Below are 23,447 nucleotides of genomic sequence, written 5' to 3'. Positions count from 1 at the left end.
GGGCTTACTTCAGGTCGTCGGCGATGACCTTGACGATGCGCTGCGCGTTGGCCGAGGTTTCGGGCGCGCCGGCGTCGTTCAGGACCGAGACCGTGGTGGCTTCGCCCTGGCTCTTGACCGAGATGCGGAACTTGATCGGCGCTTCGTCCTTCTTGGAGCTGAACAGCTTGCCGAAGAAGCCGTCGTCCTTCTTGTCGGGGTTCGGCGTCACGTAGCGCACGTAGTAGGTGCCGGCGCTGCGATCGCGGTCTTCGACGGTGAAGCCGGTGCGGTCCAGGGCCAGGCCGACGCGGCGCCATGCGCGGTCGAAGCCTTCGCTGATCTGCACGACCGGCTGGTTGCCGACGGTGGCCACGGTGGCGGTCTTGGGCGCTGCGGTGGTCGCAGCGAGGATCTTCGACTGCTCTTGCGACACACCGAGCTTGACCATCAGGCGGCGCAGGAATTCGGTCTCGAGCTCAGGATCGCTCGGGCGGGGCTGCCACACGGTCTGGTCCTGGCGGGAGTTGTTGTAGACCTCCTGCATGCCGCGGTGGCTGACGAAGATCTCGGTGCCGTTGGTGCTGCGCTCCAGGCGGGTGCGGAAGCGATCGAGTTCGCCCGTCGAGTAGACCGAATCGACCAGCTTGCCCAGCGTGCCGCGGATGATGTCCTGCGGCAGCTTGGCGCGGTTCTCGGCCCAGTCGGTTTCCATGATGCCCAGGTTGCGCTGGTCGGTGGTCAGCAGGAAGCCGCTTTCCTGCCAGAAGTCTTTCACAGGCTCCCACAGCTGGTCGGGCGTGCGGTTGACGACGATCCAGCGCTGCGTGCCCGAGCGCTCCATGCGCACGTCGCCGATGTTGGCCACGGCGGTGGGAATGCCCGGTGCGTTCGCGATGCCGGCCTGGTAGGCGTTGGCGGTGACGGCGCCGCCCGGCACTGCGTAGCGGTTGTCGCGCGAGAGCTGGGACAGGTCGGGTGGGACTTCGAGCGTCGGGGCCTTGCCTGCGCTCTTGTAGTCGATCTTGTCGCTCTCGAGGACGGAGCAGGCGGCGAGGCTGGCAACGAGGGCCAGCAGTGCAAGTCGCGAAATGTTCTTCAACGTCGTCTTCCTTGGTGGAATGGTTCGGTCAATCGATGGGCCCCAGCGCCCCGCCCTCTCTGAGCACTGTTGCGGCAAAAGGTTGCTTGACCTTGCTGCGAACAGGGGGAAAGGGCGGACGGGAGCCGGTGTGATCGGTGGGGAAACCCGGGCTCGGTCAGTCCTTGAGCAGGCCGGTGGCGCGCAGGGCGCCCTCGACCGCCGGGCGGCTCGCTTCGCCGAGTTCCGTGAGCGGCAGCCGCAGGGCGCCGCCGCACAGACCCAGGCGGGCCATGGCCCACTTGAGCGGGATCGGGTTGGGTTCGACGAACAGGTTGCGGTGCAGCGGCATCAGTTCGAACTGCAGCTGCATCGCGCGCTTGACGTCGCCGGCCAGCGCGGCCACGCACAGCTCGTGCATCCTGCGCGGCGCCACGTTGGCCGTGACGCTGATGTTGCCTTGGCCGCCGCACAGCATGAGCGCGACCGCGGTCGGGTCGTCGCCGGAGTAGACGGCAAAGCTCTTCGGCAGGTCGCGGATGAGCCACTGGGCACGTTCGATGTTGCCGGTGGCTTCCTTGATGCCGATGATGCCGGGCACCTGCGCCAGGCGCAGCACGGTGTCGTGCGCCATATCGGCGACGGTACGGCCGGGCACGTTGTACAGCACCACGGGCAGGTCGCCGACGGCTTCGGCGATGGCCTTGAAGTGCTGGTACTGGCCCTCTTGCGTGGGCTTGTTGTAGTAGGGAACGACCTGGAGCTGCGAGTCGGCGCCGACGCCCTTGGCGAACTTGGCGAGCTCGATGGCTTCCTTGGTCGAGTTCGCGCCGCAGCCGGCCATCACGGGCACGCGGCCCCGGGCCTGCTCGACGGATACGCGGATGATTTCGCAGTGCTCTTCCACATCGACCGTCGGCGATTCGCCGGTGGTGCCGACCACGCCAAGGCAGTCGGTGCCTTCGTCAATGTGCCAGTCGATGAGCCGCCGCAGGGCGGGGTAGTCGACACTGCCGTCGTCGTGCATCGGCGTGACGAGCGCGACGATGCTGCCTGTCAGTTGCTCCAAGGGAATCTCTTTGTCGGTGGACGAAAGCGGCCATTCTACTGACTCCGGCCGGGCCGGAGACAGTTGTGTCGGCGCGCTCAGCTGGCCTTCAGGAAGTGGCGCGGCGGGGCGCCCGCGGCCGCTTCGCCGGGCCGCACGGCGGCGATGCGCTGGACGAAGCGCGCTGGCTCCGGCAGGAAGCCGTCTTCATAGGCGATCACCTGCAGACTGGCGCAGGCCCCGAGCAGCTCGCCCGGCTGCAGCAGGAAATCGGGCCGCGAGGGCTTGCCGACGGTCTCGTTGCCGGCCGCGAAGGTTTCGTACAGCAGCACGCCACCCGGCGCCACGGCGGCCACGATGTCGGCCATGCGCGGGCGCCAAAGGTAATTGGTGACGACCACCGCGCCGAAGCGCTGGGCCGCGAAGGGCCAGGGGCCCGATTCGATGTCGGCCGCCACCACGCGACCGAAGGCGCCGGCCGCCTCGACGGCCTCGGGCGACCGGTCGACGCCGGTCGCCGCATGCCCGCGCCCGGCGAACCACTGCATGTGCCGCCCGGAGCCGCAGGCCACGTCGAGCACCGTGGCGTTCGGGGCGAGCAGGTGCGACCAGCGCACGATCCATTCGGAGGGCGCCGTGCTCGCATGCACGGGAATTGCTACATCTTTCATAGCTGCCTGGGCCCGGCTTGCGGGCATTTCGGGGCGAAGTCGTTCAGAAACAGGACCACACCTGGTCGACCAGCGTGACCAGGAACGTCGGATGCACGTACAGCGCGAACACGCCGCCCAGCGCCGCCAGCACGGCGGCGAGCCAGGCGGCCTGGGCCAGGTAGTGGTTGCGTGTGCGGGGCGTCATGGCGATGGCTCCTTGCAAACAAGAGACGAAAAGCGCGGGCCGTCAGCCCGCCACGGCGACCGGCCGGACCGCGCGCGCAATGGCGCTTTCCTTGACCGGCAGGTTGATCAGCGCCGCGAACACGCCCAGCGCGATCGAGATGTACCAGACGATGCTGTAGCTGCCCGTCGTGTCGTACAGGAAGCCGCCCAGCCACACGCCCAGGAACGAACCCACCTGGTGGCTCAGGAACACGAAGCCGCTGAGCATCGACAGGTGCGCCACGCCGAAGATGCCCGCCACGATGGCGTTGGTGGCCGGCACGGTCGACAGCCACAGGAAGCCCATCGCCGCCGAGAACACGTACACGCTGAGCGGCGAGATCGGCGCCAGCAGGAAGAGGGCGATCGACACCGCCCGTGCAAAGTAGATGGCCGCCAGGATCTTGGGCTTGGACAGCTTCTGCCCCAGCAGGCCGACCGTGTAGGTGCCGAACACATTGAACAGCCCGATCAGCGCCAGCGCGTAGCCCGCCACTTCAGGCGACAGGTTCTTGTCGCGCAGGTAGGTCGGCATGTGGATGCCGATGAAGGCCAGCTGGAAGCCGCAGACGAAGTAGCCCGCCATCAGCAAGCCGAAGCTGGGGTAACGGAAGGCCTCGCCCACGGCCTGCAGCACCGATTGGTCACGGTGGCCGGCCAGCGCCGCGGTCTTGGGCTCGCGCAGGCCGAAGGCCAGCGGCACGATCACCAGCACCAGCACCGCCACCACGGCCAGCGCCGTCTGCCAGCCGAAGGCGCCGATCAGGCGGCCTTCGATGGGCGCCATCAGGAACTGGCCGAACGAGCCGGCGGCCGCCGCCACGCCCATCGCCCACGAGCGCCGCTCGGCCGGGATCTGCCTGCCGATCACACCGTAGATCACGGCGTAGGTCGAGCCCGCCTGCGCCGCGCCGATCAGCACGCCCGCGCTCAGGGTGAACAGCAGCGGCGTCGGCGAATGCGCCATGCCGAAGAGGCCCGCCGCGTACAGCAGCGAGCCGCCGATCAGCACGCGGAACGCGCCGAAGCGGTCGGCCAGCATGCCCGCGAACACGCCGAAGATGCCCCACGACAGGTTCTGCACCGCCAGCGCGAACGAGAAGGTCTGTCGGTTCCACTCCTGTGCCTGCGTGATGGGCTGCAGCCAGAGGCCGAAGCCGTGGCGGATGCCCATCGAGAGCGTGACGATCATGGCGCCGCAGAACAGCACCTGCTTGATCGAAAGGGTGGGAGCGGGGGAGGCTTGCATCCTTCGAATGTAGCGAAATGGATGCTGCGGCAGGTGGCGTGGCGGCCAAGGCCATTGATGATTTGTGGGCGCGGTTTCGATGCGCGGACGGCATCAAAGAAAGAAGGCAGGCGCGTGGCCTGCCTTCGGGGTCAGCGCGCCGGTGCCGCCGCCGCGCCGCGCGCGCCCGGAAAGCCGTGCTCGCAGGCCCGCCACGCCAGCATCAGCCCCGGCACCAACAACGCCAGCAGCGACCAGGGCAGGCTGCCCGCGCCACCGCCTTGCAGCAGCAAGCCGCCCGCCAGCCCGCCGCCTGCGATCGCGAGGTTCCATGTCGTCACGACCATCGACTGCGCCACGTCCGCCGCGTCGCCGGCCGCCTGGGCCGAGGCGGTCTGGAACAGCGTCGCCGCGCCGCCGAAGGCCAGGCCCCAGACTGCGACCGCGAGGTACACGCCCGCCGCCGACCCGTCCGCCGCGGCGAGCATCAGCGCCGCCAGCGCGAAGGCCGCCGTGCCGGCCAGCACCAGCGTGCGCAGCCAGCGGTCGATCAGCACGCCCGTGAGCCAGATGCCGCCCAGCGACGCGGCGCCGAACACCAGCAGCACCCGCCCGACCTGCGCGCCAAGCCCGGCGTGCGCCAGGAAGGGCGCGATGTAGGTGTAGAGGATGTTGTGCGCCAGCACGAAGGCGAACATCACGGCCAGCACCGGCCGCACGCCCGGCAGCAGGAACACGCGGCGCACGCTTTGCTGGCGCCCGGCCTCCTGGCCCGGGAAGTCGGGCACCTGCCAGCGCACCCAGCCGAGCAGCAGCACCGACAGCGCCGACATGATCAGAAAGGCCGGCCGCCAGCCGACGCTCGCGCCCAGCAGCGTGCCGGCCGGAATGCCCAGCGACAGCGCCAGCGGCGCGCCCAGCATCGCCACGGCGATGGCCCGGCCCTGCTGCTGCGGCGCCACCATGCGCGCCGCGTGCCCGGCCAGCAGCGCCCACAGCAGGCCCGCGAACACGCCGGCGAAGAAGCGCGCGACCAGCGTCAGCGTGTAGTCGTGCGACAGCGCCGTCACCGTGTTGACCACCGCGAAGCCGCCGATCGCGCCCATCAGCAGCGGCCGGCGCCGCCAGCCGCGCGTGAAGGCCACCAGCGGAATGGCCGCCACCAGCGAGCCCAGCGCATACACGGTGACGAGCTGGCCGACCAGCGCGGGCGCCACGCCCAGGTCGGCGCCGATCTGCGGCAGCAGGCCGGCCGGCATCGCCTCGGTGAGGATGGTGATGAAGCCGCCGGCAGCCAGCGCCAGCAGGCCGGAGAGGGGCAGCGGTGAGGAAGAGGTCGTGTCATGCATAGACGGCGTCCCGGAGGTCGGTGACGAAGCGGCCCGACATGCCTTCGTAGAGCGTGTTCGTGAAGGCCACCACGCTGAGCCCGCGCGCCCGGTCGACGAACCAGGCATGGCCGTAGGCGCCGCCCCAGCGCCAGGTGCCGGGCGATTCGGGCGTCTGCGTGGGTTGCGGGTCGTGCAGCACCGAGAAGCCCAGGCCGAAGCCCCAGCCCGGCGCATCCGCCGGCCCCCGGTCACCCGTGTGGTTGCGGCCCATCGTGTCGACGGTGGCGGCGCCCAATAGCGGGGCACCGCCGGTGCGCAGCGTCTCGAGCAGGCGCAAAAAGTCGTCCGCGCTGCCGACCATGCCGGCGCCGCCCGAGGGCCAGGCGCTGGCGTCGAAGGCGCGTGCCGGGTCGAAGCGGATGCCGACGGCGCCCTCGAACGACGTGGCGACGACGGGGCCGTCCATGCGCCGCGGCGGCGTGGCGCCGGGGCCGTTCACATAAGGCGTGGCGAGCCGCGGGTCGCCGGGGGCGGCGGCGAAGCCCGTGTCGTGCATCTGCAGCGGCCCGGTCACCAGCGTGCGCACCGCCTCGGGCAGCGGCAGGCCGCTGGCCGCCTCGACCACCGCGCCGATCACGTCGATGGCCAGCGAATAGAGCCAGCCCGTGCCCGGTGGGTACAGCAGCGGCACGCCGGCCAGGCGTTGCAGGTTGCCGGCCAGCGTGAGGCCGTCGTCGCGGTCCATGCCGTCGGACACGCCGGCGCGCGCGTACGGGCCGTCGTCCGAGCTTTCGAGGAAACGGTAGCCCAGGCCGGCCGTGTGGGTCAGCAGCTGCCGCAGCGTGATGACGGCTTCGCCGCCGCCATCGGGAAGGCGCGGGCGGAAATCTGGCAGCCAGCGCGTCACCGGGGCGTCCAGGTCGAGCCGGCCCTGATCCACGAGCACCATCGCGGCGGTCGAGACGATGGGCTTGGACACCGAGGCCAGCCGGAACAGCGCGTCCTCGCGCATCGGCCGGCCGGCCTCTCGGTCGGCCAGCCCGGCGGCGCGCCGGTGGACGAGGCGGCCGTCGTGGCTCACCAGCACCGCGGCGCCAACCAGCCGTTGTTCGGCGAGCGCACGGTCGATGGCGGCGTCGATGCGCGATGGGGCCGGGCCCTGCCACGCAGGGGTGAAAGTGGGGGAAATGTCGGGGAGAAAGGTCATGCGGCCAACGATAGGAAGAAGCCGACTTCGGATAAAGACGGCTACAGTTCCGCTCAATGCGGACGTTAAAGTCCGCAATGGAGATTCCCCATGGACAGCCTCAGCGGCTTTGCCGTCTTCGTTCAGGTCGCCGAGACCCGCAGCTTCGTGGCGGCCGGGCGCGCGCTCGGCGTGTCGGCCTCGGCCGTGGGCAAGCGCGTGGCGCGGCTCGAGGAGCGGCTGGGCGTGCGCCTGTTCCACCGCAGCACGCGCAGCATCACGCTCACCGCCGAGGGCGCGCTGTTCCTGGCGCGCAGCCGCCGCGTGCTGGCCGAGATCGAGGCCGCCGAGCAGGAGCTGTCGCACGCCGCCGAGGCGCCGCGCGGGCGGCTGCGCGTGAGCCTGCCGCTGGTCAGCTCGCTGGTGCTGCCGGTGCTGGCCGACTTCATGGCCGCCTACCCTGCGATCGAGCTCGACCTCGACTTCAGCGATCGCCTCATGGACGTCATCGAGGAAGGCTTCGACGCCGTGGTGCGCACCGGCGAGCCGGCGGATTCACGGCTGTCGTCGCGCCAGCTGGGCGAGTTCTCGCAGCTGCTGGTGGCCTCGCCCGCATACCTGGCGCGCCACGGCACGCCCGCCTCGCCGGACGACCTGGCCCGCCATGCCTGCCTGCACTACCGCTACCCGGCGACCGGCAAGGTCGAGGTCTGGCCGCTCGCGCCCGGGCCCGACGGCAGCGAGGTGCGCCCGCCGGTCTCGATGATCTGCAACAACATCGAGACCCGGTTGTGCTTCGCCCTGCGCGGGCGCGGCATCGCCTGCCTGCCCGACTTCAGCGTGCGCGCCGCGCTGGCCGAGGGGGCGCTGCAGCCCGTACTGGCCGACCACCTGCTGCGGCCCCGTACCATCGCGTTCCGCGTGCTGTGGCCGTCGGGGCGCCATCCGTCGCCCAAGTTGCGGGCGTTCATCGATTTCCTGGGCGCGCGGATGTTCGGTCCGCCCGCAGAAACTCCCGCCTGATGTGCGAAAAGACCGAAGCCGGTGCCTGTATGGGTATCCAGTCATTTCAACCCAACTGACTACAATCCGCCCCCATGGCGACTTCCCCCAAGACATCTTCAGACTCCGCTTCCGGCTATTCGGAAGGCTCCATCCGCGTGCTCAAGGGCCTCGAGCCCGTGAAGCAGCGCCCGGGCATGTACACCCGGACCGACAACCCCCTGCACATCATCCAGGAAGTGCTCGACAACGCCGCCGACGAAGCGCTGGCGGGCTACGGCAAGAAGATCAAGGTCACGCTGCACACCGACGGCTCGGTCAGCGTCGAGGACGACGGCCGCGGCATTCCCTTCGGCCTGCACCCCGAAGAGAAGGCCCCCGTGATCGAGCTGGTCTACACCCGGCTGCACGCCGGCGGCAAGTTCGATAAGGGCTCGGGCGGCGCCTACAGCTTCTCGGGCGGCCTGCACGGCGTGGGCGTGTCGGTGACCAACGCGCTGTCCAAGCGCCTCGAAGTCAGCTCGCACCGTGAAGGCTCGGTCGCCAAGCTGGCCTTCAGCGCCGGCGACGTGATCGAGGCGCTCGAGATCCGCAAGCTCGAAGCGGGCGAGCGCAAGCAGGGCACCACGGTGCGCGCCTGGCCCGACGCCAAGTACTTCGAGACCGCCGCGCTGCCCATGGGCGAACTCACCCACCTGCTGCGCAGCAAGGCCGTGCTGATGCCCGGCGTGAGCGTCACGCTGGCCGTCGAGAAGACCGGCGAAAGCCAGCAGTGGCTCTACAAGGGCGGCCTGAGCGACTACCTCATGCAGACGCTCAACGGCGATCCGGTCATTCCGCTGTTCGAAGGCAGCGGCCATGCCGACAAGAACGCCGACAACTTTGCCGAAGGCGAGGGTGCCGACTGGTGCGTGGCCTTCACCGAAGACGGCCAGCCGGTGCGCGAGAGCTACGTCAACCTGATTCCCACCAGCGCCGGCGGCACGCACGAAAGCGGCCTGCGCGACGGCCTGTTCAACGCGGTGAAGAGCTTCATCGAGCTGCACTCGCTGCTGCCCAAGGGCGTGAAGCTCTTGCCCGAAGACGTGTTCGCGCGCGCCTCGTACGTGCTCAGCGCCAAGGTGCTCGACCCGCAGTTCCAGGGCCAGATCAAGGAGCGCCTGAATTCGCGCGACGCCGTGCGCCTGGTGTCCAGTTTCGTGCGCCCCACGCTCGAGCTGTGGCTCAACCAGCACGTCGACTACGGCAAGAAGCTCGCCGAGCTGGCCATCAAGGCCGCCCAGACGCGCCAGCGCGCCGGCCAGAAGGTCGAGAAGCGCAAGGGCTCGGGCGTGGCCGTGCTGCCCGGCAAGCTGACCGACTGCGAGAGCAAGGACATCAGCCACAACGAAGTCTTCCTGGTCGAGGGCGACTCCGCCGGCGGCAGCGCCAAGATGGGCCGCGACAAGGAAAGCCAGGCCATCCTGCCGCTGCGCGGCAAGGTGCTCAACACCTGGGAGGTCGAGCGCGACCGCCTGTTCGCCAACACCGAAATCCACGACATCTCGGTGGCCGTGGGCGTCGACCCGCACGGCCCCGCCGACACGCCCGACATGAGCGGGCTGCGCTACGGCAAGATCTGCATCTTGTCCGATGCCGACGTGGACGGCTCGCACATCCAGGTGCTGCTGCTCACGCTGTTCTTCCGGCACTTTCCCAAGCTCATCGAAGCCGGCCACGTGTATGTCGCAAAGCCGCCATTGTTCCGGGTCGATGCGCCCGCGCGCGGCAAGAAGCCGGCCTCCAAGGTCTATGCGCTGGACGAGGGCGAACTGACCGCCACGCTCGACAAATTGCGTAAAGATGGCGTGCGCGAAGGCGCCTGGAGCATCAGCCGCTTCAAGGGTCTGGGCGAAATGAGCGCGGAACAATTGTGGGAAACCACGCTCAATCCGGACACCCGTCGCCTGATGAAGGTCCAATTGGGGCGGTTCGATTTTTCGTCCACCCAGGGCGAGATCACCAAGCTGATGGGCAAGGGCGAAGCGGCGGCGCGGCGCGAGCTCATGGAATTGCGCGCAGACGACGTCGACATCGACGTCTGACGGTTTCCTTTTTCTTTCCTTCTTCTCACACGCATGTCGGTTTTCAAGTGTTCGCTGTGGTTGGCCTTTCTGCTGTGCATGCAGCAGGGGCTCGCGCACGCGACCGACATCTACGGCTACATCGATAGCAACGGCGTGGCGCACTTCGCGGCCGAGAAGGTCGACGAGCGCTACAAGCTCTTCTTCCAGGGCGGCCAGAGCTTCGACACCGCCAAGGGCCTGTCGCCGATGGGCCGCGGCAACATCAACCGCCGGCTCGACGGCAAGGTGTCGCCGGCGTCGCAGAACCTGCTCGCCATGTTCGAGGCCTCGCCCGGCTACAAGACCGCCAAGGCGGCGCTGCGCGATGCGTCGAGCAAGCACGCGATCGACTACGAGCTGCTGCAGGCGCTGGTCGCCACCGAGTCGGGCTTCGACGCCAAGGCTGTCTCGCCCAAGGGCGCGATGGGGCTCATGCAGCTCATGCCGGCCACCGCGCAGCGCTACGGCGTGGCGACGGACAAGCGCGGCACGATCGAGAAGAAGCTGTTCGACCCGCACATCAACATTGCCGCCGGTTCGCGCTACCTGCGCGACCTGATCGCGATGTTCCCGGGCCAGATCGAGCTCGCGCTGGCCGCCTACAACGCGGGCGAGGGCGCGGTGCAGCGTGCGGGCAACAAGATCCCGAACTACAAGGAAACGCAGAACTACGTGCAGACCGTGCTGCAGCTGTATGCGTACCTCAAGCCCTCGGCCGTGACCGTGGGCGGCAACCTGCGCAGCGGAAGCGGTAGCAGTGGTGGCAAGACGCCGGGGCGCATCCGCATGGAAATGTCTGTGCCCAAGGGCGGCGCGATCGGGCGCGGCAACATGCCGTCCGAGTCGCCGCGCAACGTGCCGACCATGCCCGATATTCCCGAGCCGTCCGACGTGCCGACCAGCGCGGTGGAGCCGGGCGACGCTTCGCCGCCGTCGCCGCTGTCGTGATCCCGCAGGCCGCCATGCACCCCACTTTCATTTTGGGCTGAGCGCGAACGCACGCCGCCCGTCACTGTTTTTCTTTCTCTCTTCTTCATGGACGACTCTCAACCTCCGCTCGACCTTGCAGGCCCCACCGACGGCGACACCACCCTCACGCTGGCCGACTACGCGCAGACCGCCTACCTCGAATACGCCCTGAGCGTCGTCAAGGGCCGCGCACTGCCCGATGTGTCCGACGGCCAGAAGCCGGTGCAACGGCGCATTCTGTACTCGATGTCGCGCATGGGCCTGGGCTTCGGCGGCACCAACGGCACCGTGGGCGCCAAGCCCGTGAAGAGCGCGCGCGTGGTCGGCGACGTGCTCGGCCGCTTCCACCCGCACAGCGACCAGGCCGCGTACGACGCGCTGGTGCGCATGGCGCAAGACTTCTCGCAGCGCTATCCGCTGGTCGACGGCCAGGGCAACTTCGGCAGCCGCGACGGCGACGGCGCCGCGGCCATGCGCTACACCGAAGCGCGCCTGGCCCGCATCACCAGCCTGCTGCTCGACGAGATCGACGAAGGCACGGTCGACTTCATTCCCAACTACGACGGCAGCACCGAAGAGCCGCGCCTCTTGCCCGCGCGGCTGCCGTTCACGCTGCTCAACGGCGCCAGCGGCATCGCCGTGGGCCTGGCCACCGAGATCCCGAGCCACAACCTGCGCGAGATCGCCGACGCCTGCGTGGCGCTGATCAAGTCCAACGGCAAGCTCAGCGAAGAAGAACTCTTCGCCCTCGTGCCCGGCCCCGACTACCCGGGCGGCGCGCAGATCATCAGCAGCGCGAGCGACATCGCCGACGCCTACCGCACCGGCCGCGGCTCGCTCAAGGTGCGCGCGCGCTGGAAGATCGAAGACCTCGCGCGCGGCCAGTGGCAGCTCGTGGTCAACGAACTGCCGCCGGGCGTGAGCACGCAGAAGGTGCTGGAAGAAATCGAGGAAATCACCAACCCGAAGGTCAAGGCCGGCAAGAAGGCGCTGAGCGCCGACCAGACCCAGCTCAAGGCCGCGATGCTGTCGGTGCTCGACGTGGTGCGCGACGAATCGAGCAAGGACGCCGCCGTGCGCCTGGTGTTCGAACCCAAGACCTCGCGCATCAGCCAGGACGAGTTCGTGACCACGCTGCTGGCGCAGACCTCGCTCGAGACCTCGTCGTCGATCAACCTCACGATGGTCGGCATCGACGGCAAGCCCACGCAGAAGTCGCTGCGCCAGATGCTCAACGAGTGGATCGCGTTCCGCGAGATCACCGTCGAGCGGCGCTCGCGCCATCGCCTGGACAAGGTGCAGGACCGCATCCACATCCTCGAAGGCCGGCAGCTGGTGCTGTTGAACATCGACGAGGTCATTGCCATCATCCGCGCGGCGGAAGACCCGAAGGCGGCGCTCATCGCGCGCTTCAACCTCAGCGAACGCCAGGCCGAGGACATCCTTGAAATCCGGCTGCGCCAACTCGCGCGGCTCGAGGCCATCAAGATCGAGCAGGAACTGGCCGGTCTGCGCGACGAGCAGAAGAAGCTCGAAGACATCCTCTCCAGCCCGGCCACGCTGCGCCGCCTGCTGGTCAAGGAAATCGAGGCCGACGCCAAGACCTTCGAAGATCCGCGCCGCACGCTCATCCAGGCCGAGAAGCGCGCCGTGGCCGAGGTGAAGGTGGTCGACGAGCCCGTCACCGTGATCGTGTCGCAGAAGGGCTGGGTGCGCGCGCAGAAGGGCTGGGCCAGCGAGAAGGCCGCCGGCAACGGCGGCACCGCGCCCGAGTACAGCTTCAAGTCGGGCGACACGCTCTACGGCGCCTTCGAGTGCCGCAGCGTCGACACGCTGCTGGTCTTCGGCAGCGCCAAGGACAAGAGCGTGCGCGTCTACACCGTGCCCGTGGCCTCGCTGCCCGGCGCGCGCGGCGACGGCCAGCCCGTCACCACGCTCATCGAGCTCGATGCCGGCACGCACGTCACGCATTTCTTCGCGGGCCCGGTGGGCGCCTGCCTGCTGCTGGCCAACACGGGCGGCTACGGTTTCATGGCCACCATCGAGAACATGATGTCGCGCCAGCGCGGCGGCAAGGCCTTCATCGACGTGGGCGAGGGCGAGCAGCTGTGCCGGCCGTCGCTGGTGGGCGGCGCGAGCGGCGCCGAGCCGATGCCGGCCGCGACGCACGTGGCCTGCGCCTCGAGCGGCAAGCGCATCCTGACCTTCGACATCGCCGAGCTCAAGAGCCTGCCCAAGGGCGGACGTGGCCTGATGCTGATCGACCTGGAGGCCAAGGAATCGCTGGCCGGTGCGGTGGCCTACACGCGCAGCGTGCGGATCGAAGGCGTCGCCCGCGGCGGCAAGGAGCGCGAAGAAACGCTCGAGATCCGCTCGCTCAACAACGCGATGGGTGCCCGCGCGCGCAAGGGCAAGGTGGCAGACCTCGGATTCACGCCGGCGAGCGTGGTGCGGGTGCTCTGATGCTGGGCGGCATCGACATCAGCATCCTCGGCGTGGTCCTCGCCGTGGTCACGGGCTTCGGCAGCTACATCCTGGGGCGCCGCATGCGCGAGAAGCGCCAGGGCAAGCGGCGCGCGAAAGACCGCGCCATCGCGCAGGCCAACGAGACGCGCCAGGTGCGGCGCGCGCGCGAGCGGCGCGAGCAGGAAGGCAAGTAAGCAGGCAGGCCGAGGGGCTGGCTCACCAGCCCCCGTAGCCGTCGACGTTCTCGCGCGTCACGAGCTTCGATGGCAACAGCAGCACGCGCTGCTGGGGGGGCTGGCCCTTCAGGAGCTTCAGCCCGATCTGGGCCGCTCGCTGGCCCATCAACGTGGGCGACTGCGTCGCGCTGCCGACGATCAAGGTGGTCGGGTCCTGCAGCCGCTGCGCCACCTCCGGCGAACCGTCCATCGCCGTGATGACGATGTCGCGGCGGCCCGCGACCTGGGCCGCCAGTTCCGCGCCGATGCCGCACAGGTCGTTGATCGCGAACACGCCCGACAGCTTCGGATGGCGCGCGAGCAGCCGCGTCATCTGTTCGACGCCGCCGTCCTTGGTGGCGCCGCCATTGAGCGCCATCGACACGACGCGCACGCCGGGTGCGGCGTTCAATGCCTCGCGGCAGCCGTTGACGCGGCCCACCGCGGCCGTGTTCGGCGGGCCGTCGATGATCGCCACTTCGCCTTTGCCGCCGAGCGTGCGCACCAGGTGTTCGCAAGAGAGCTTGCCGGCCGCGCGGCTGTCCGTCACCACGGCCGCGTCCGCGCCTTGCACGAGCGCATCGACCGCCACGACCTTGATGCCGGCCGCGCGTGCCTCCGTAACGCGGGCGTGCAGGCTGGTCGAATCGACCGGCGTCACGATCACCAGCTGCACGCGCTGGCGGATCATTTCCTTGAGCTGTTCGTCCTGCCGCTGCGGATCGAACCCGCTCGACACGACCGTGATGTGCGCCGCATTGCGACTGTCTGCGGCCAGAGTGCTTTCCACCGCGCGTGCGATGTAGGCAAAGAAGGGGTTGCGCAGGTCGCTCACGAGCACGCCGACGCGCGGGCCCTTGCCATGGTTGGCATGTGTCGCGAGCGCGCTGCCCACGGGGCCCACGGCGAGGAGGAGGGCCAGCAGCCAGGTGCGCCAGGGACGTTTCATGGGCATGGGTGCGAGGGCCTCGTTGCGAGAGGGGGCCGGTGAAGGGGTGGGGATGATGACATGTTCCGCAGCGCCTCGCATCCGCGATCTGCGGGGGCAAGCGTGGGTGAATGGACGGACCTGCCGGCCCCGGTCGGTGCCGATCTTGTCGCGGGTCGGCAGCGTGGGCGGCGGCAGTGTCAGGCCTGGAGGAAGACGGGGTTGCCCGGGTCGCTGACGATCAGGCCGATGTGCGGCGCATCGGGGGTGCGACGGCCCCTGCGCCCGCGATCGATGCCAGCACGCGCCCCGTGGTGAAACCCCTGGCGATGCGCGCCAGGCGGCGCCTCGGGGCGCGCGTCGAGATGGCGGGGATGCCGCCTCCTTTCTTGCCGGTTCTTCTTGTGATCACCTTGCTCCCTGTGGCTGCTGCCTTGCAGATGACGGTGTCGTCCGCGATCGGCGTCCGGTGAGGGATTCGTCGCGGCGACACGGCGATTGAACCGGCCGCTGGTTAACTGTCTGTAAACCTTCCAAAAGTGGCGAGCAACATTTGAAATACACACCGCCGCGTGGACGGTGCGCTCCTTACTTCAGCCCGGCCCACCAACGCACGTTGGTGCGCGCCTGGCCCACCGTGAGCACTTCGCCGATCACCGGCGTGGCCAGGTCGATCTTCTTGGCCTGCGCCAGGTCGGCGATGCGGTCCAGCGGGTCGTGCCAGGTGTGGAAGGCCAGGTCGAAGGTGCTGTTGTGCACCGAATAGAGCACCTTGCCGCGCAGGTCTTCGAAGGCCTGAACGCTCTGCTCGGGCGTCATGTGCACGCCGGGCCAGTAGGCGTCGTAGGCGCCGTTTTCCATCAGCGCCAGGTCGAAGCCGCCGAAGCGTTCGCCGATCTGCTTGAAGCCGGGGAAGTAGCCCGAGTCGCCGCTGTAGAAGATGCGCTGGTCGCCGCTTTGCACCACCCACGAGGCCCACAGCGTGCGGTCGCGGTCGGTCAGCGTGACCGCGCGGCCCGAGAAATGCTGCGCGGGCGTGGCCGTGAGCTTCACGCCCGCATGCTCGCCGCCTTGCCACCAGTCGAGCTCGGTCACGCGCTCGGCGGGCACGCCCATCTCGACGAGCCGGGCGCGCACGCCCAGCGGCACGAAGTACCGCTGCACGCGTGTGGCCAGGTACTCGATGGTGGCCACGTCGAGGTGGTCGTAGTGGTCGTGCGAGAGGATCACGGCCTCGATCGGCGGCAGCTGCTCCAGCTGGATCGGCGGCTTGTGAAAACGCTTCGGCCCGACCCAGGTGAAGGGCGAGACGCGTTCGCTGAACACGGGGTCGATGAGCCAGTACTTGCCCTTGAGCTTCAGCAGGTGCGACGAGTGGCCCAGGCGCACCACATGGTTGGCGTCGGCCGCGAGCGCGTCGAGCGCCTGGGGCGTCAGTGCGCGCACCGGAATGGGGTCGACCGGCACGGTGTCGACCTTGCTGCCGACGATGAAGCGCGACCAGATGCGCCAGGTGCTGGCGGCGGGCTGCAGCTCGGGGTTGGGCATGTTCTGGAACACGCCGCCCTTGAACTGCGGTGAGTTGTCGTAGCGCGTTTCCCCGCCGCCGGCGCTGCTGCAGCCGGCCACGAACGCGCAGCCCGCCGTGGCGAGCACCGCGCTGCGGCGCAGCAGCCGGGGTAAGTAAGCGCCTTGCGAATCCGATTCGTCAGCCATGGGAAAGCCCTCTGCGTGTGTGTTGGTCTTGAGGCGCGAGACTAGCGGGAGTTGGCTTTTCAATGGTTTCAGCGACAGAAACATTCGGCGAGCGGGGGCAATCCGCGGGCCGGCGGCATACTGCGGCGATCCACGTCCACAGCCCTTCATCGCCATGAAAACTGCCATCCTCGTCATCGACATGCAGCGCGGCCTTTGCGACGATCCGCCCCGGCCGTACGAGGCCGAAGCGGTCATCGGGCGCATCAACGCGCTCACGGCACGGGCCCGCGCGGCCGGCGTACCTGTGGCCTTCGTCCAGCACGAGAACGCCATCGACCTGGAATTCGATTCCGAGCGCTGGCAGCTGGCCGATGCCTTGCAGGTGACACCGGCCGATGCCCGCCTGCGCAAGACCACGCCCGACTCGTTCCTGCGCACGCCGCTCGAAGCCTGGCTGTCGGGGCAGGGCGTGCGGCGCGTGGTGGTCTGCGGCTATTCGTCGGAGTTCTGCGTGGACACCACCGTGCGCCGCGCCGCCGCGCTGGGCTACGAGGTGGTGCTGGCGGCCGACGCCCACACCTCGCACGACAAGCCGCACGCCAAGGGCGCCTTCATCCGTGCGCACCACAACGCGACGCTGTCGGACATCACGAGCTTCGGCGTGCCGATCCGCGCGGTCGACAGCGCGGACATCGCTTTCGGCGACTGATCGATCTAGCGTTAGGGCATGCGCCCGGTGGCCAGTGCGTGGGCCCAGTCCGGACGCCCATGGGCCGCAGCCAGTGCCGCCATGGCCGTGTGGTCGTAGGGCACGGTGACCAGCGTGCAGGTCCACTGCCCGTGGTCGTGCCGTTCGACCAGCGCGTAGCGCGCATCGGGTGAGCCGGTCTCCACGTGGTGTGGGTACGGATGCTCGTCGCCATAGGCCTGCAGGCCGACGCTGCCCGGGTTGACGATCAAGGTGCCGTTGGATGCGTGCATCACGCGCGGCAGGTGCGTGTGGCCGCAGGCGACCAGTTCCGTGCCAGCTTCCACAGTGCCGAGACGCGTATCGACCTCTGCTGCGGTGGCCGTGCGCAGTTGCGTGGGCTCGACCGTTTCGAGGAAGTAGGTGAGGTCGCTGTCGGGCGTGCCGTGGCACAGCAGCACTTCGGGGCTCAAGTGCAGGCGCGGCGTGAGCGATGCGATCCATGCGAACTCCGCTGCGCCGAGTCGGGCGTGCGCGAAGGCGTCGGACTCGCCGCGCTGGCCGGAAGTCGGCAACGTGAGCAGTTGCCGTTCGTGGTTGCCGGCGAGCTGGACCCAGTCCTGCGCCATCAGGAACTGCGCAGTCTCCAGCGGCATCAGCGGGCCTGAGAGGCTGTCGCCGAGGTTGACGATCGCATCCACCTTGCGGCGTGCGATGTCCTCGACGACGGCTTTCAGTGCGGGAAGGTTTCCGTGGATGTCGGAGACGAGGGCGATGCGCATGCGTGGCTTCTTTGTGAGGGCGGTGATCTTAGTTCGGGGTGCGTGCACAGGCCACCGGGTACTTCCCTCCGCGAATGTCCCCCGGCCTGCGGCCTCCTCCTTGATTTCGCTGCGGGAAGCACCCAGTGTCCTGCGCACTGGACGCGCTGCTGGTGCTGGCCGATCAACGACCGAACTGATGACGATCACGTCGATGCGGTGCCTTGCGCAGCGAAATCAAGGAGGAGCCCGAAGGGCGGGGGACATTCGCGGAGCAAGGTACCGCGTCGGCGGGAGCGTCGCCCTGATCAGTCCGCCCCAGCCCGCCACACCCGCGCCAGCGCCGCCAGCTTGCCCCTGAAACTCAGCCTGTCGTTCGACAGCGCATCGATGAAGTCCGACAGCCGCTGCGACTTCACCATCGTGTAGATCGTGAGCCAGGTGGTGAACACGAACACCACGCCGAACCAGATCGCCTTGCGCCACAGCGGCGCGTCGGCTTCGGCCAGCAGGTTCATGCCGAGGAAGCCGGTGGTGACGGTGCCGATGAGGCCGAACAGCGTGACCACCGTGAGCCGCACCACGGTGCTGGCCTGCCGGCGCAGGCTGTCGGCATCGAGGTAGGTGTTCATGTCGGCGATGCGCGACTTGACCTCGTCGTACAGCGGGTCGAGCCCGAGGTGCGCGGCGCACATGTGCGAGAGCGCGCGCACCTGCGCCTGCTCTGAAATCTCGTGGAACCAATAGCGGTGCGTGAAGCGAAGAAAGCGCTCGAAGCTCGCGCGGATGGCGCGCTTGAACTGCTTCACGCTCGGCGTGCTGCGGATGTCGAGCTTCTTCAGCGCCTCGACCAGCTGGTCCGAGAACATCAGCAGCGAGGCCTTCTGGAAATGCGCGATGAGGAACAGCAGGAAGTGCTGGTGCCTGAACTGCGCGAGCACGCCGCGGTCGCGGCAGCAGAAGAACTCGGAGCGCGCGTCGCCCACCACGATGAGCGCGTGGCCGTTGCACAGGTAGCGCGTGTTGGGCGCCGCGCCCGTGTTCACCCAGAAGCGGTCGTAGCAGTACTTGTGCTCGAAGTCGGCCAGGTGGTGCTCGGCATAGGGCAGGTGGGCGTCGGCCCCGCCCGCGCCGGTGACGAGCGCGAGCCGCACGAAGTCGTCGCGCGTGAGGCGGCGTGGATCGTCCAGCGACAGGTAGGCCATCACCGGCATGCGGTAGTACTCGATCTGGCGGTAGCGCAGCACGCCGGGGTCGTCCGAGTGGTCGCTCACCAGCGGCTGCATCAGGTAGGCCCAGTGCGCCGCGATGCGCGGCGCGCGGTGCTGGGCCACGTGCGACAGGAAGGCGTCGCGCTGCTGTGCGTCGGAGGCGGCGAGCACGCGGCCGTCGGCGTCCAGCCACTCGACGCTGGCCATGCAGTGCAGGGCCGCGCCGTCGGGCTCCCAGCCCGAAGGGTAGGCGCGGCCGAAGCGGTAGAGGATGTCCTGCGCCTGCGCCAGGCTCAGGTGGTCGGTGCCGACCTCGAGGTTGAGCAGCACCACGTCGATGTCGAAGAAGAAGTACAGGTCGCAGTGAATCACGTCGAGCGTGATGGGCGCCTCGCCGGGGTGCGCCACCAGCCGCACGGCCGCGATGTCGCGGCGGCGGAACACGCGCATCGGCGAATCGCCGTCGCTGCCTGTGCCGTCGGTGCTGCCGCGCGATCGGCCTTCGCCGTACAAAAAGCGTTGCACGTAGGGCAGGAAGCTCACGAACTCGTTGTAGTGGCGCTCGTGGAAGCGGCCGCTCTCGCCGGTGTATTCGTCGACCTCTTCGCGCCAGGGCGAGGCCTCGCCCATGTCGCGCAGCACGTGCCAGGGGCCGTGGTGCGTGGGCGCCGCGCCGGGCGCCGGTACGAGGCGCAAGGGCCAGAGCAGCGCCTGCCGGAAATGCTGCACGACGGGGCCGGTGGCCGGGGTGCCTGCCGGGGAAGAAGTGGGGTCCGCGTGGGGGTTCGGCATCGCGCCAGTGTAGGCAGGCGGGTAGGGCAAAACGCCCACCTAGGGGAATCCCTAGCTAGGCCTGAAACCGGTTTCATTTAAGCTGCAAGCATTCCTTTCAGGGTCTGCGCACGGCCTGGCCGTGCACGCTCCGCCATGAACTACCAGTTCCAATTCGACGCCGTCTTTGCCGCCTGGCCGCTGCTGCTCAAGGGCACGTGGATCACGGTGCAGCTCTCGCTCACCGCCACCTTGCTGGGGCTGGTGGTGGCCATCTTCTGTGCCTGGGGCAAGACCTCGGGGCCGGGCTGGCTGCGCTTCATCGTCAATGCCTACATCGAGGTGATCCGCAACACGCCGTTCCTCGTGCAGCTGTTTTTCTTCTTCTTCGCACTGCCGGCCATCGGCCTGCGCTGGTCGCCGCAGACGGCCGCGCTGGTGGCGATGGTGGTGAACCTGGGCGCCTACGCCACGGAGATCATCCGCGCGGGCATCGAGTCGATTCCCAAGGGCCAGATCGAGGCGGGCCGCGCGCTCAACCTCAAGCCCTGGGAGATCTTCCGCTTCGTGATCATCAAGCCCGCGCTGAAGGCCATCTACCCGGCGCTCACGAGCCAGTTCATTTTGCTGATGCTGAGCTCGGCCGTGGTGTCGGTCATCTCGGCCGACGACCTGACCTCGGTGGCCGCCAACCTGCAGTCGCAGACCTTCCGCAGCTTCGAGATCTACATCGTGGTCGCGGCCATCTATCTCGCGCTGGCACTGGCCTTCTCGGCCATGTTCAAGCTGATCTACAAGCGCACGCTCAACTACCCGGACCGCCGGTAACTGACTGACCACGACGGACGGAGCACACACCATGCGCACCTTCGGTTTCCCCGAATTCCTTTTCATTCTCGAAGCCGCCCAGTGGACGCTGGCGCTGTCGGCCATCGCCTTCGTGGGCGGCGCCATCCTGGGGCTGCTCATCGCGCTGATGCGCACGTCGGAATCGACGTGGGCGCGCGCCGTGTCGACCACCTTCATCCAGATCTTCCAGGGCACGCCGCTGCTGCTGCAGCTGTTCCTGGTGTTCTTCGGCGCGCCGGTGCTGGGGCTGGACATCAACCCGTGGGTCGCCGCGGGCGTGGCGCTGGTGCTGAACAGCGCGGCCTTCCTGGGCGAAATCTGGCGCGGCTGCATCCAGGCCATTCCGCGCGGCCAGTGGGAGGCGGCGCAGGCGCTGAACCTGCACTACGTGGCGCGCATGCGCGACGTGGTGCTGCCGCAGGCCTTCAAGATCGCGCTGGCGCCCACGGTGGGCTACCTGGTGCAGATCATCAAGGGCACGTCGCTCGCGGCCATCATCGGCTTCGTCGAGGTCACGCGCGCCGGACAGATCGTCAACAACGCCACCTTCCAGCCGCTCATCGTGTTCTCGGTGGTGGCCGCCATCTACTTCGTGATCTGCTGGCCGCTGTCGCTGCTCGCGGCGCGCATGGAGCGCAAGCGCGCCCAGGCGCTCGCACGTTGACCCTTTTCGCTTTTCCTTTCTCGTCGCTTCCTTTCTTTATTCAGGAGACACATCCAATGACCGTTACCACCACCCGCCGCGCTGCCATCGCAGCCCTGGGCCTCGGCGCCGCGCTGACCGTGTTCGCTCCCTTCGCTTCGGCGCAAAGCATGGCCGACATCAAGAAGAAGGGCGAGATCACCATCGGCATGCTGGTCGACTTCCCGCCCTACGGCACCACCGACGCCAAGAACCAGCCCGACGGCTACGACGCCGACGTGGCCAAGCTGCTGGCGAAAGACTGGGGCGTCAAGGCCAACATCGTGCCGGTCACCGGCCCGAACCGCATTCCGTTCCTGTTGACCAACAAGGTCGACCTGCTGGTGGCTTCGCTGGCCGTGACGCCCGAGCGCGCCAAGCAGGTGCAGTTCTCGCAGCCCTATGCGGCCGCGACCATCGTGCTGTACGGCGCGACCAAGACCTCCATCAAGGCCGCAGGCGACCTGAAGGGCCTGCGCGTGGGCGTGGCCCGCGCCTCGACGCAAGACGTGGCCGTGACCAAGGCCGCGCCCGAAGGCACCGAGATCCGCCGCTTCGACGACGACGCCTCGGCCATGCAGGCCCTCATCTCGGGCCAGGTCGATGCGATCGGCTGCTCGGTCACGGTGGCGGCGCAGATCGCCAAGCGCGTGCCGGCCAACACCTTCGAAAACAAGTTCACGCTGGTGCAGCAGTCGATGGGCATCGCGATGCGTCCGGGCCAGGAAGAGCTGCACAAGGCGGTGAACGAATTCGTGCAGAAGAACACCGCCAACGGCGAGCTGAACAAGCTCTATCAAAAGTGGCTGCAGGCCGACCTGCCCAAGATGCAGTGAGCCCCCGCGGCTGAAGAAGAAGGAATCCTGGCATGACGACGGAATCGATCATCCGCATGGAAGCGGTCAACAAGTGGTACGGTGAATTCCAGGTGTTGACCGGCATCGACCTGTCGGTGCGCCAGGGCGAGCGCATCGTGATCTGCGGGCCCTCGGGCTCGGGCAAGTCCACGCTCATCCGCTGCATCAACCGGCTCGAGACGGTGCAAAAGGGCCGCATCGTGGTCGATGGCATCGACCTCACGGCCGGCGGCAAGAACGTGGACGCGGTGCGGGCCGAAGTCGGCATGGTGTTCCAGCAGTTCAACCTGTTCCCGCACCTCACCATCCTGGAGAACTGCACGCTGGCGCCGATGCGCTCGCGCGGCATGACCAAGGCGCAGGCGGAAGAGGTGGCCATGAAGTACCTCACGCGCGTGCGCATTCCCGAGCAGGCCAAGAAGTACCCGAGCCAGCTCTCGGGCGGCCAGCAGCAGCGCGTGGCCATTGCGCGCGCGCTGTGCATGTCGCCCAAGATCATGCTGTTCGACGAGCCCACCTCCGCGCTCGACCCCGAGATGGTCAAGGAAGTGCTCGACACCATGATCGGCCTGGCCGAAGACGGCATGACCATGCTGTGCGTGACGCACGAGATGGGCTTTGCCCGCAGCGTGGCCGACCGCGTGATCTTCATGGCCGACGGCAAGATCGTCGAGCAGGCGCCGCCGCAGGAGTTCTTCGGCAACCCCAAGGACGAGCGCACGCGCCAGTTCCTCGGGCAAATTCTCAGTTCGCACCAAGCCCACTGATGGCCTTCGAAGTCCTGATTTCTCTGTCGTCCTTCGGTGCGGCCGAGGTGGGGCGGCACGGCCAGCTCTGGTGCTCGCAACTCTCGCGCGCGGCCGGTGCCGATTCGGTGGAAGTGCGCGGCGAGATGCTGCGCGACGCCGATGCGGAACTGCCTGCGCTGAACGGTCTTGCTTCCGTGTACTCCAGCCCCGAGGGCCTGTGGGCCGAAGGCGGCTGGCTCGACAGCGCCGCGCTGCAACGCGGCATCGCCGCCGCCACGCGCGTGGGCGCGAAGCGGCTCAAGATGGCCATCGGCGATTTCCAGCCCTCGTCGCACGGCTCGCTCTGGGGCCTGAAGGTGGCGCTGGCCGAGACCCGCGTCGAGCTGCTCATCGAAAACGACCAGACCGTGCGCGCCGGCACGCTGGCCGCGCTGCAGACCTTCTTCGACGTGGCCGACCGCGCCGGCGTGCCGCTGGGCATGACCTTCGACATGGGCAACTGGCACTGGCTCGGCGAGTGCCCGCTGCAGGCCGCGCAGGCGCTCGGCCACCGCGTGCGCTACGTGCATTGCAAGGGCGCGCAGCGCCTGCCGCACAAGTGGGTGGCGGTGCCGCTGGGCGACTCGGTCGCGCCGTGGCGCGCGGTGCTGCGCGCACTGCCGGCCGACGTGCCCCACGCCATCGAATACCCTCTGGTGGGCGACGACCTGCCGGCCGTCACCCGCACGCAGATCGACTTCATCCGCGCCGCACGGGCGTAGGAAC

At 68.5% G+C, this 23,447-nt stretch carries 22 protein-coding genes; 11 read left to right on the top strand and 11 right to left on the bottom strand.

The window, feature by feature from the left end:
* Positions 1-4: 4 nt before the first annotated feature.
* From bamC to AC1RLW_RS08810, 7 genes are all read right to left on the bottom strand, one after another.
* Positions 5-1,081 carry an NlpB/DapX family lipoprotein gene (bamC, locus tag AC1RLW_RS08840; RefSeq protein ID WP_159272444.1) on the bottom strand — a complete coding sequence of 359 codons (1,077 nt, stop codon included), beginning with the start codon at positions 1,079-1,081 and terminating at the stop codon, positions 5-7.
* 157 nt (positions 1,082-1,238) lie between these two features.
* Positions 1,239-2,135: a 4-hydroxy-tetrahydrodipicolinate synthase gene (dapA, locus tag AC1RLW_RS08835; RefSeq protein ID WP_447748700.1), complete on the bottom strand. Its 897-nt coding sequence runs from the start codon at positions 2,133-2,135 to the stop codon at positions 1,239-1,241.
* Positions 2,136-2,206: 71 nt separating this feature from the next.
* Positions 2,207-2,779 (bottom strand): class I SAM-dependent methyltransferase, encoded by a 573-nt coding sequence (locus AC1RLW_RS08830; RefSeq protein ID WP_493192816.1) that lies wholly within the window; start codon positions 2,777-2,779, stop codon positions 2,207-2,209.
* 43 nt (positions 2,780-2,822) lie between these two features.
* Entirely contained in the window at positions 2,823-2,966 is a 144-nt protein-coding gene (locus AC1RLW_RS08825) for a hypothetical protein (protein ID WP_167395003.1), read from the bottom strand.
* A gap of 42 nt (positions 2,967-3,008) precedes the next feature.
* A complete protein-coding gene (locus AC1RLW_RS08820) occupies positions 3,009-4,235 on the bottom strand; it encodes an MFS transporter (RefSeq protein WP_062474686.1) in 1,227 nt (408 codons plus the stop codon).
* A gap of 131 nt (positions 4,236-4,366) precedes the next feature.
* A complete protein-coding gene (locus AC1RLW_RS08815; RefSeq protein WP_493192815.1) occupies positions 4,367-5,563 on the bottom strand; it encodes an MFS transporter in 1,197 nt (398 codons plus the stop codon).
* Positions 5,556-6,752 carry a serine hydrolase domain-containing protein gene (locus tag AC1RLW_RS08810; protein ID WP_493192814.1) on the bottom strand — a complete coding sequence of 399 codons (1,197 nt, stop codon included), beginning with the start codon at positions 6,750-6,752 and terminating at the stop codon, positions 5,556-5,558. Before AC1RLW_RS08810 ends, AC1RLW_RS08815 begins: the two co-directional genes overlap by 8 nt.
* A 90-nt stretch (positions 6,753-6,842) precedes the next feature.
* Between AC1RLW_RS08810 and AC1RLW_RS08805 the strand changes: the two genes are divergently transcribed.
* From AC1RLW_RS08805 to AC1RLW_RS08785, 5 genes are all read left to right on the top strand, one after another.
* Entirely contained in the window at positions 6,843-7,754 is a 912-nt protein-coding gene (locus AC1RLW_RS08805) for a LysR family transcriptional regulator (protein WP_493192813.1), read from the top strand.
* 74 nt (positions 7,755-7,828) lie between these two features.
* Complete coding sequence (locus AC1RLW_RS08800; RefSeq protein ID WP_062474697.1) at positions 7,829-9,817, top strand: DNA topoisomerase IV subunit B; 1,989 nt, start codon at positions 7,829-7,831, stop codon at positions 9,815-9,817.
* A gap of 33 nt (positions 9,818-9,850) precedes the next feature.
* On the top strand, positions 9,851-10,786 hold the full coding sequence (locus tag AC1RLW_RS08795; RefSeq protein ID WP_493192812.1) for a lytic transglycosylase domain-containing protein: 936 nt from the start codon (positions 9,851-9,853) through the stop codon (positions 10,784-10,786).
* 87 nt (positions 10,787-10,873) lie between these two features.
* On the top strand, positions 10,874-13,270 hold the full coding sequence (gene parC, locus AC1RLW_RS08790; RefSeq protein WP_095744758.1) for a DNA topoisomerase IV subunit A: 2,397 nt from the start codon (positions 10,874-10,876) through the stop codon (positions 13,268-13,270).
* On the top strand, positions 13,270-13,467 hold the full coding sequence (locus AC1RLW_RS08785) for a hypothetical protein (protein WP_493192811.1): 198 nt from the start codon (positions 13,270-13,272) through the stop codon (positions 13,465-13,467). Before parC ends, AC1RLW_RS08785 begins: the two co-directional genes overlap by 1 nt.
* A 22-nt stretch (positions 13,468-13,489) precedes the next feature.
* Here the strand turns inward: AC1RLW_RS08785 and AC1RLW_RS08780 are convergent, their stop codons facing one another.
* Entirely contained in the window at positions 13,490-14,437 is a 948-nt protein-coding gene (locus tag AC1RLW_RS08780) for an ABC transporter substrate-binding protein (protein ID WP_493192810.1), read from the bottom strand.
* Positions 14,438-15,004: 567 nt separating this feature from the next.
* Positions 15,005-16,132 carry an MBL fold metallo-hydrolase gene (locus AC1RLW_RS08775; protein WP_307590501.1) on the bottom strand — a complete coding sequence of 376 codons (1,128 nt, stop codon included), beginning with the start codon at positions 16,130-16,132 and terminating at the stop codon, positions 15,005-15,007.
* 154 nt (positions 16,133-16,286) lie between these two features.
* Between AC1RLW_RS08775 and AC1RLW_RS08770 the strand changes: the two genes are divergently transcribed.
* Positions 16,287-16,823, top strand: a complete 537-nt coding sequence (locus AC1RLW_RS08770) for a cysteine hydrolase family protein (RefSeq protein WP_070059506.1) — start codon at positions 16,287-16,289, stop codon at positions 16,821-16,823.
* A gap of 11 nt (positions 16,824-16,834) precedes the next feature.
* Here the strand turns inward: AC1RLW_RS08770 and AC1RLW_RS08765 are convergent, their stop codons facing one another.
* Together AC1RLW_RS08765 and AC1RLW_RS08760 are read right to left on the bottom strand one after the other, a co-directional pair.
* Positions 16,835-17,584, bottom strand: coding sequence for a metallophosphoesterase family protein (locus AC1RLW_RS08765; protein WP_493192809.1), 750 nt, complete (start codon positions 17,582-17,584; stop codon positions 16,835-16,837).
* Between the two features lie 287 nt (positions 17,585-17,871).
* Positions 17,872-19,566 (bottom strand): hypothetical protein, encoded by a 1,695-nt coding sequence (locus AC1RLW_RS08760; protein WP_493192808.1) that lies wholly within the window; start codon positions 19,564-19,566, stop codon positions 17,872-17,874.
* 135 nt (positions 19,567-19,701) lie between these two features.
* On the opposite strand from AC1RLW_RS08760, the gene AC1RLW_RS08755 reads away from it, so the two are divergent.
* Genes AC1RLW_RS08755 through AC1RLW_RS08735 form a run of 5 tightly spaced genes read left to right on the top strand, consistent with a single transcriptional unit; the run spans position 19,702 to position 23,443 of the window.
* Positions 19,702-20,373, top strand: a complete 672-nt coding sequence (locus AC1RLW_RS08755; protein ID WP_062474717.1) for an amino acid ABC transporter permease — start codon at positions 19,702-19,704, stop codon at positions 20,371-20,373.
* Between the two features lie 31 nt (positions 20,374-20,404).
* Positions 20,405-21,058 (top strand): amino acid ABC transporter permease, encoded by a 654-nt coding sequence (locus tag AC1RLW_RS08750; protein WP_062474720.1) that lies wholly within the window; start codon positions 20,405-20,407, stop codon positions 21,056-21,058.
* A 56-nt stretch (positions 21,059-21,114) separates the two neighbouring features.
* On the top strand, positions 21,115-21,912 hold the full coding sequence (locus AC1RLW_RS08745) for a transporter substrate-binding domain-containing protein (protein ID WP_159277491.1): 798 nt from the start codon (positions 21,115-21,117) through the stop codon (positions 21,910-21,912).
* Between the two features lie 32 nt (positions 21,913-21,944).
* The gene (locus tag AC1RLW_RS08740; RefSeq protein WP_056583293.1) at positions 21,945-22,700 is read left to right on the top strand and encodes an amino acid ABC transporter ATP-binding protein; all 756 of its coding nucleotides are present in this window, start codon (positions 21,945-21,947) and stop codon (positions 22,698-22,700) included.
* Complete coding sequence (locus AC1RLW_RS08735) at positions 22,700-23,443, top strand: sugar phosphate isomerase/epimerase family protein (RefSeq protein ID WP_493192807.1); 744 nt, start codon at positions 22,700-22,702, stop codon at positions 23,441-23,443. The genes AC1RLW_RS08740 and AC1RLW_RS08735 overlap by 1 nt, the downstream gene beginning before the upstream one ends.
* Positions 23,444-23,447 lie beyond the last annotated feature (4 nt).

This window comes from Variovorax sp. GW822-FHT04A09, assembly GCF_058801005.1.
This window is presented reverse-complemented; position numbering and strand designations above follow the sequence as displayed.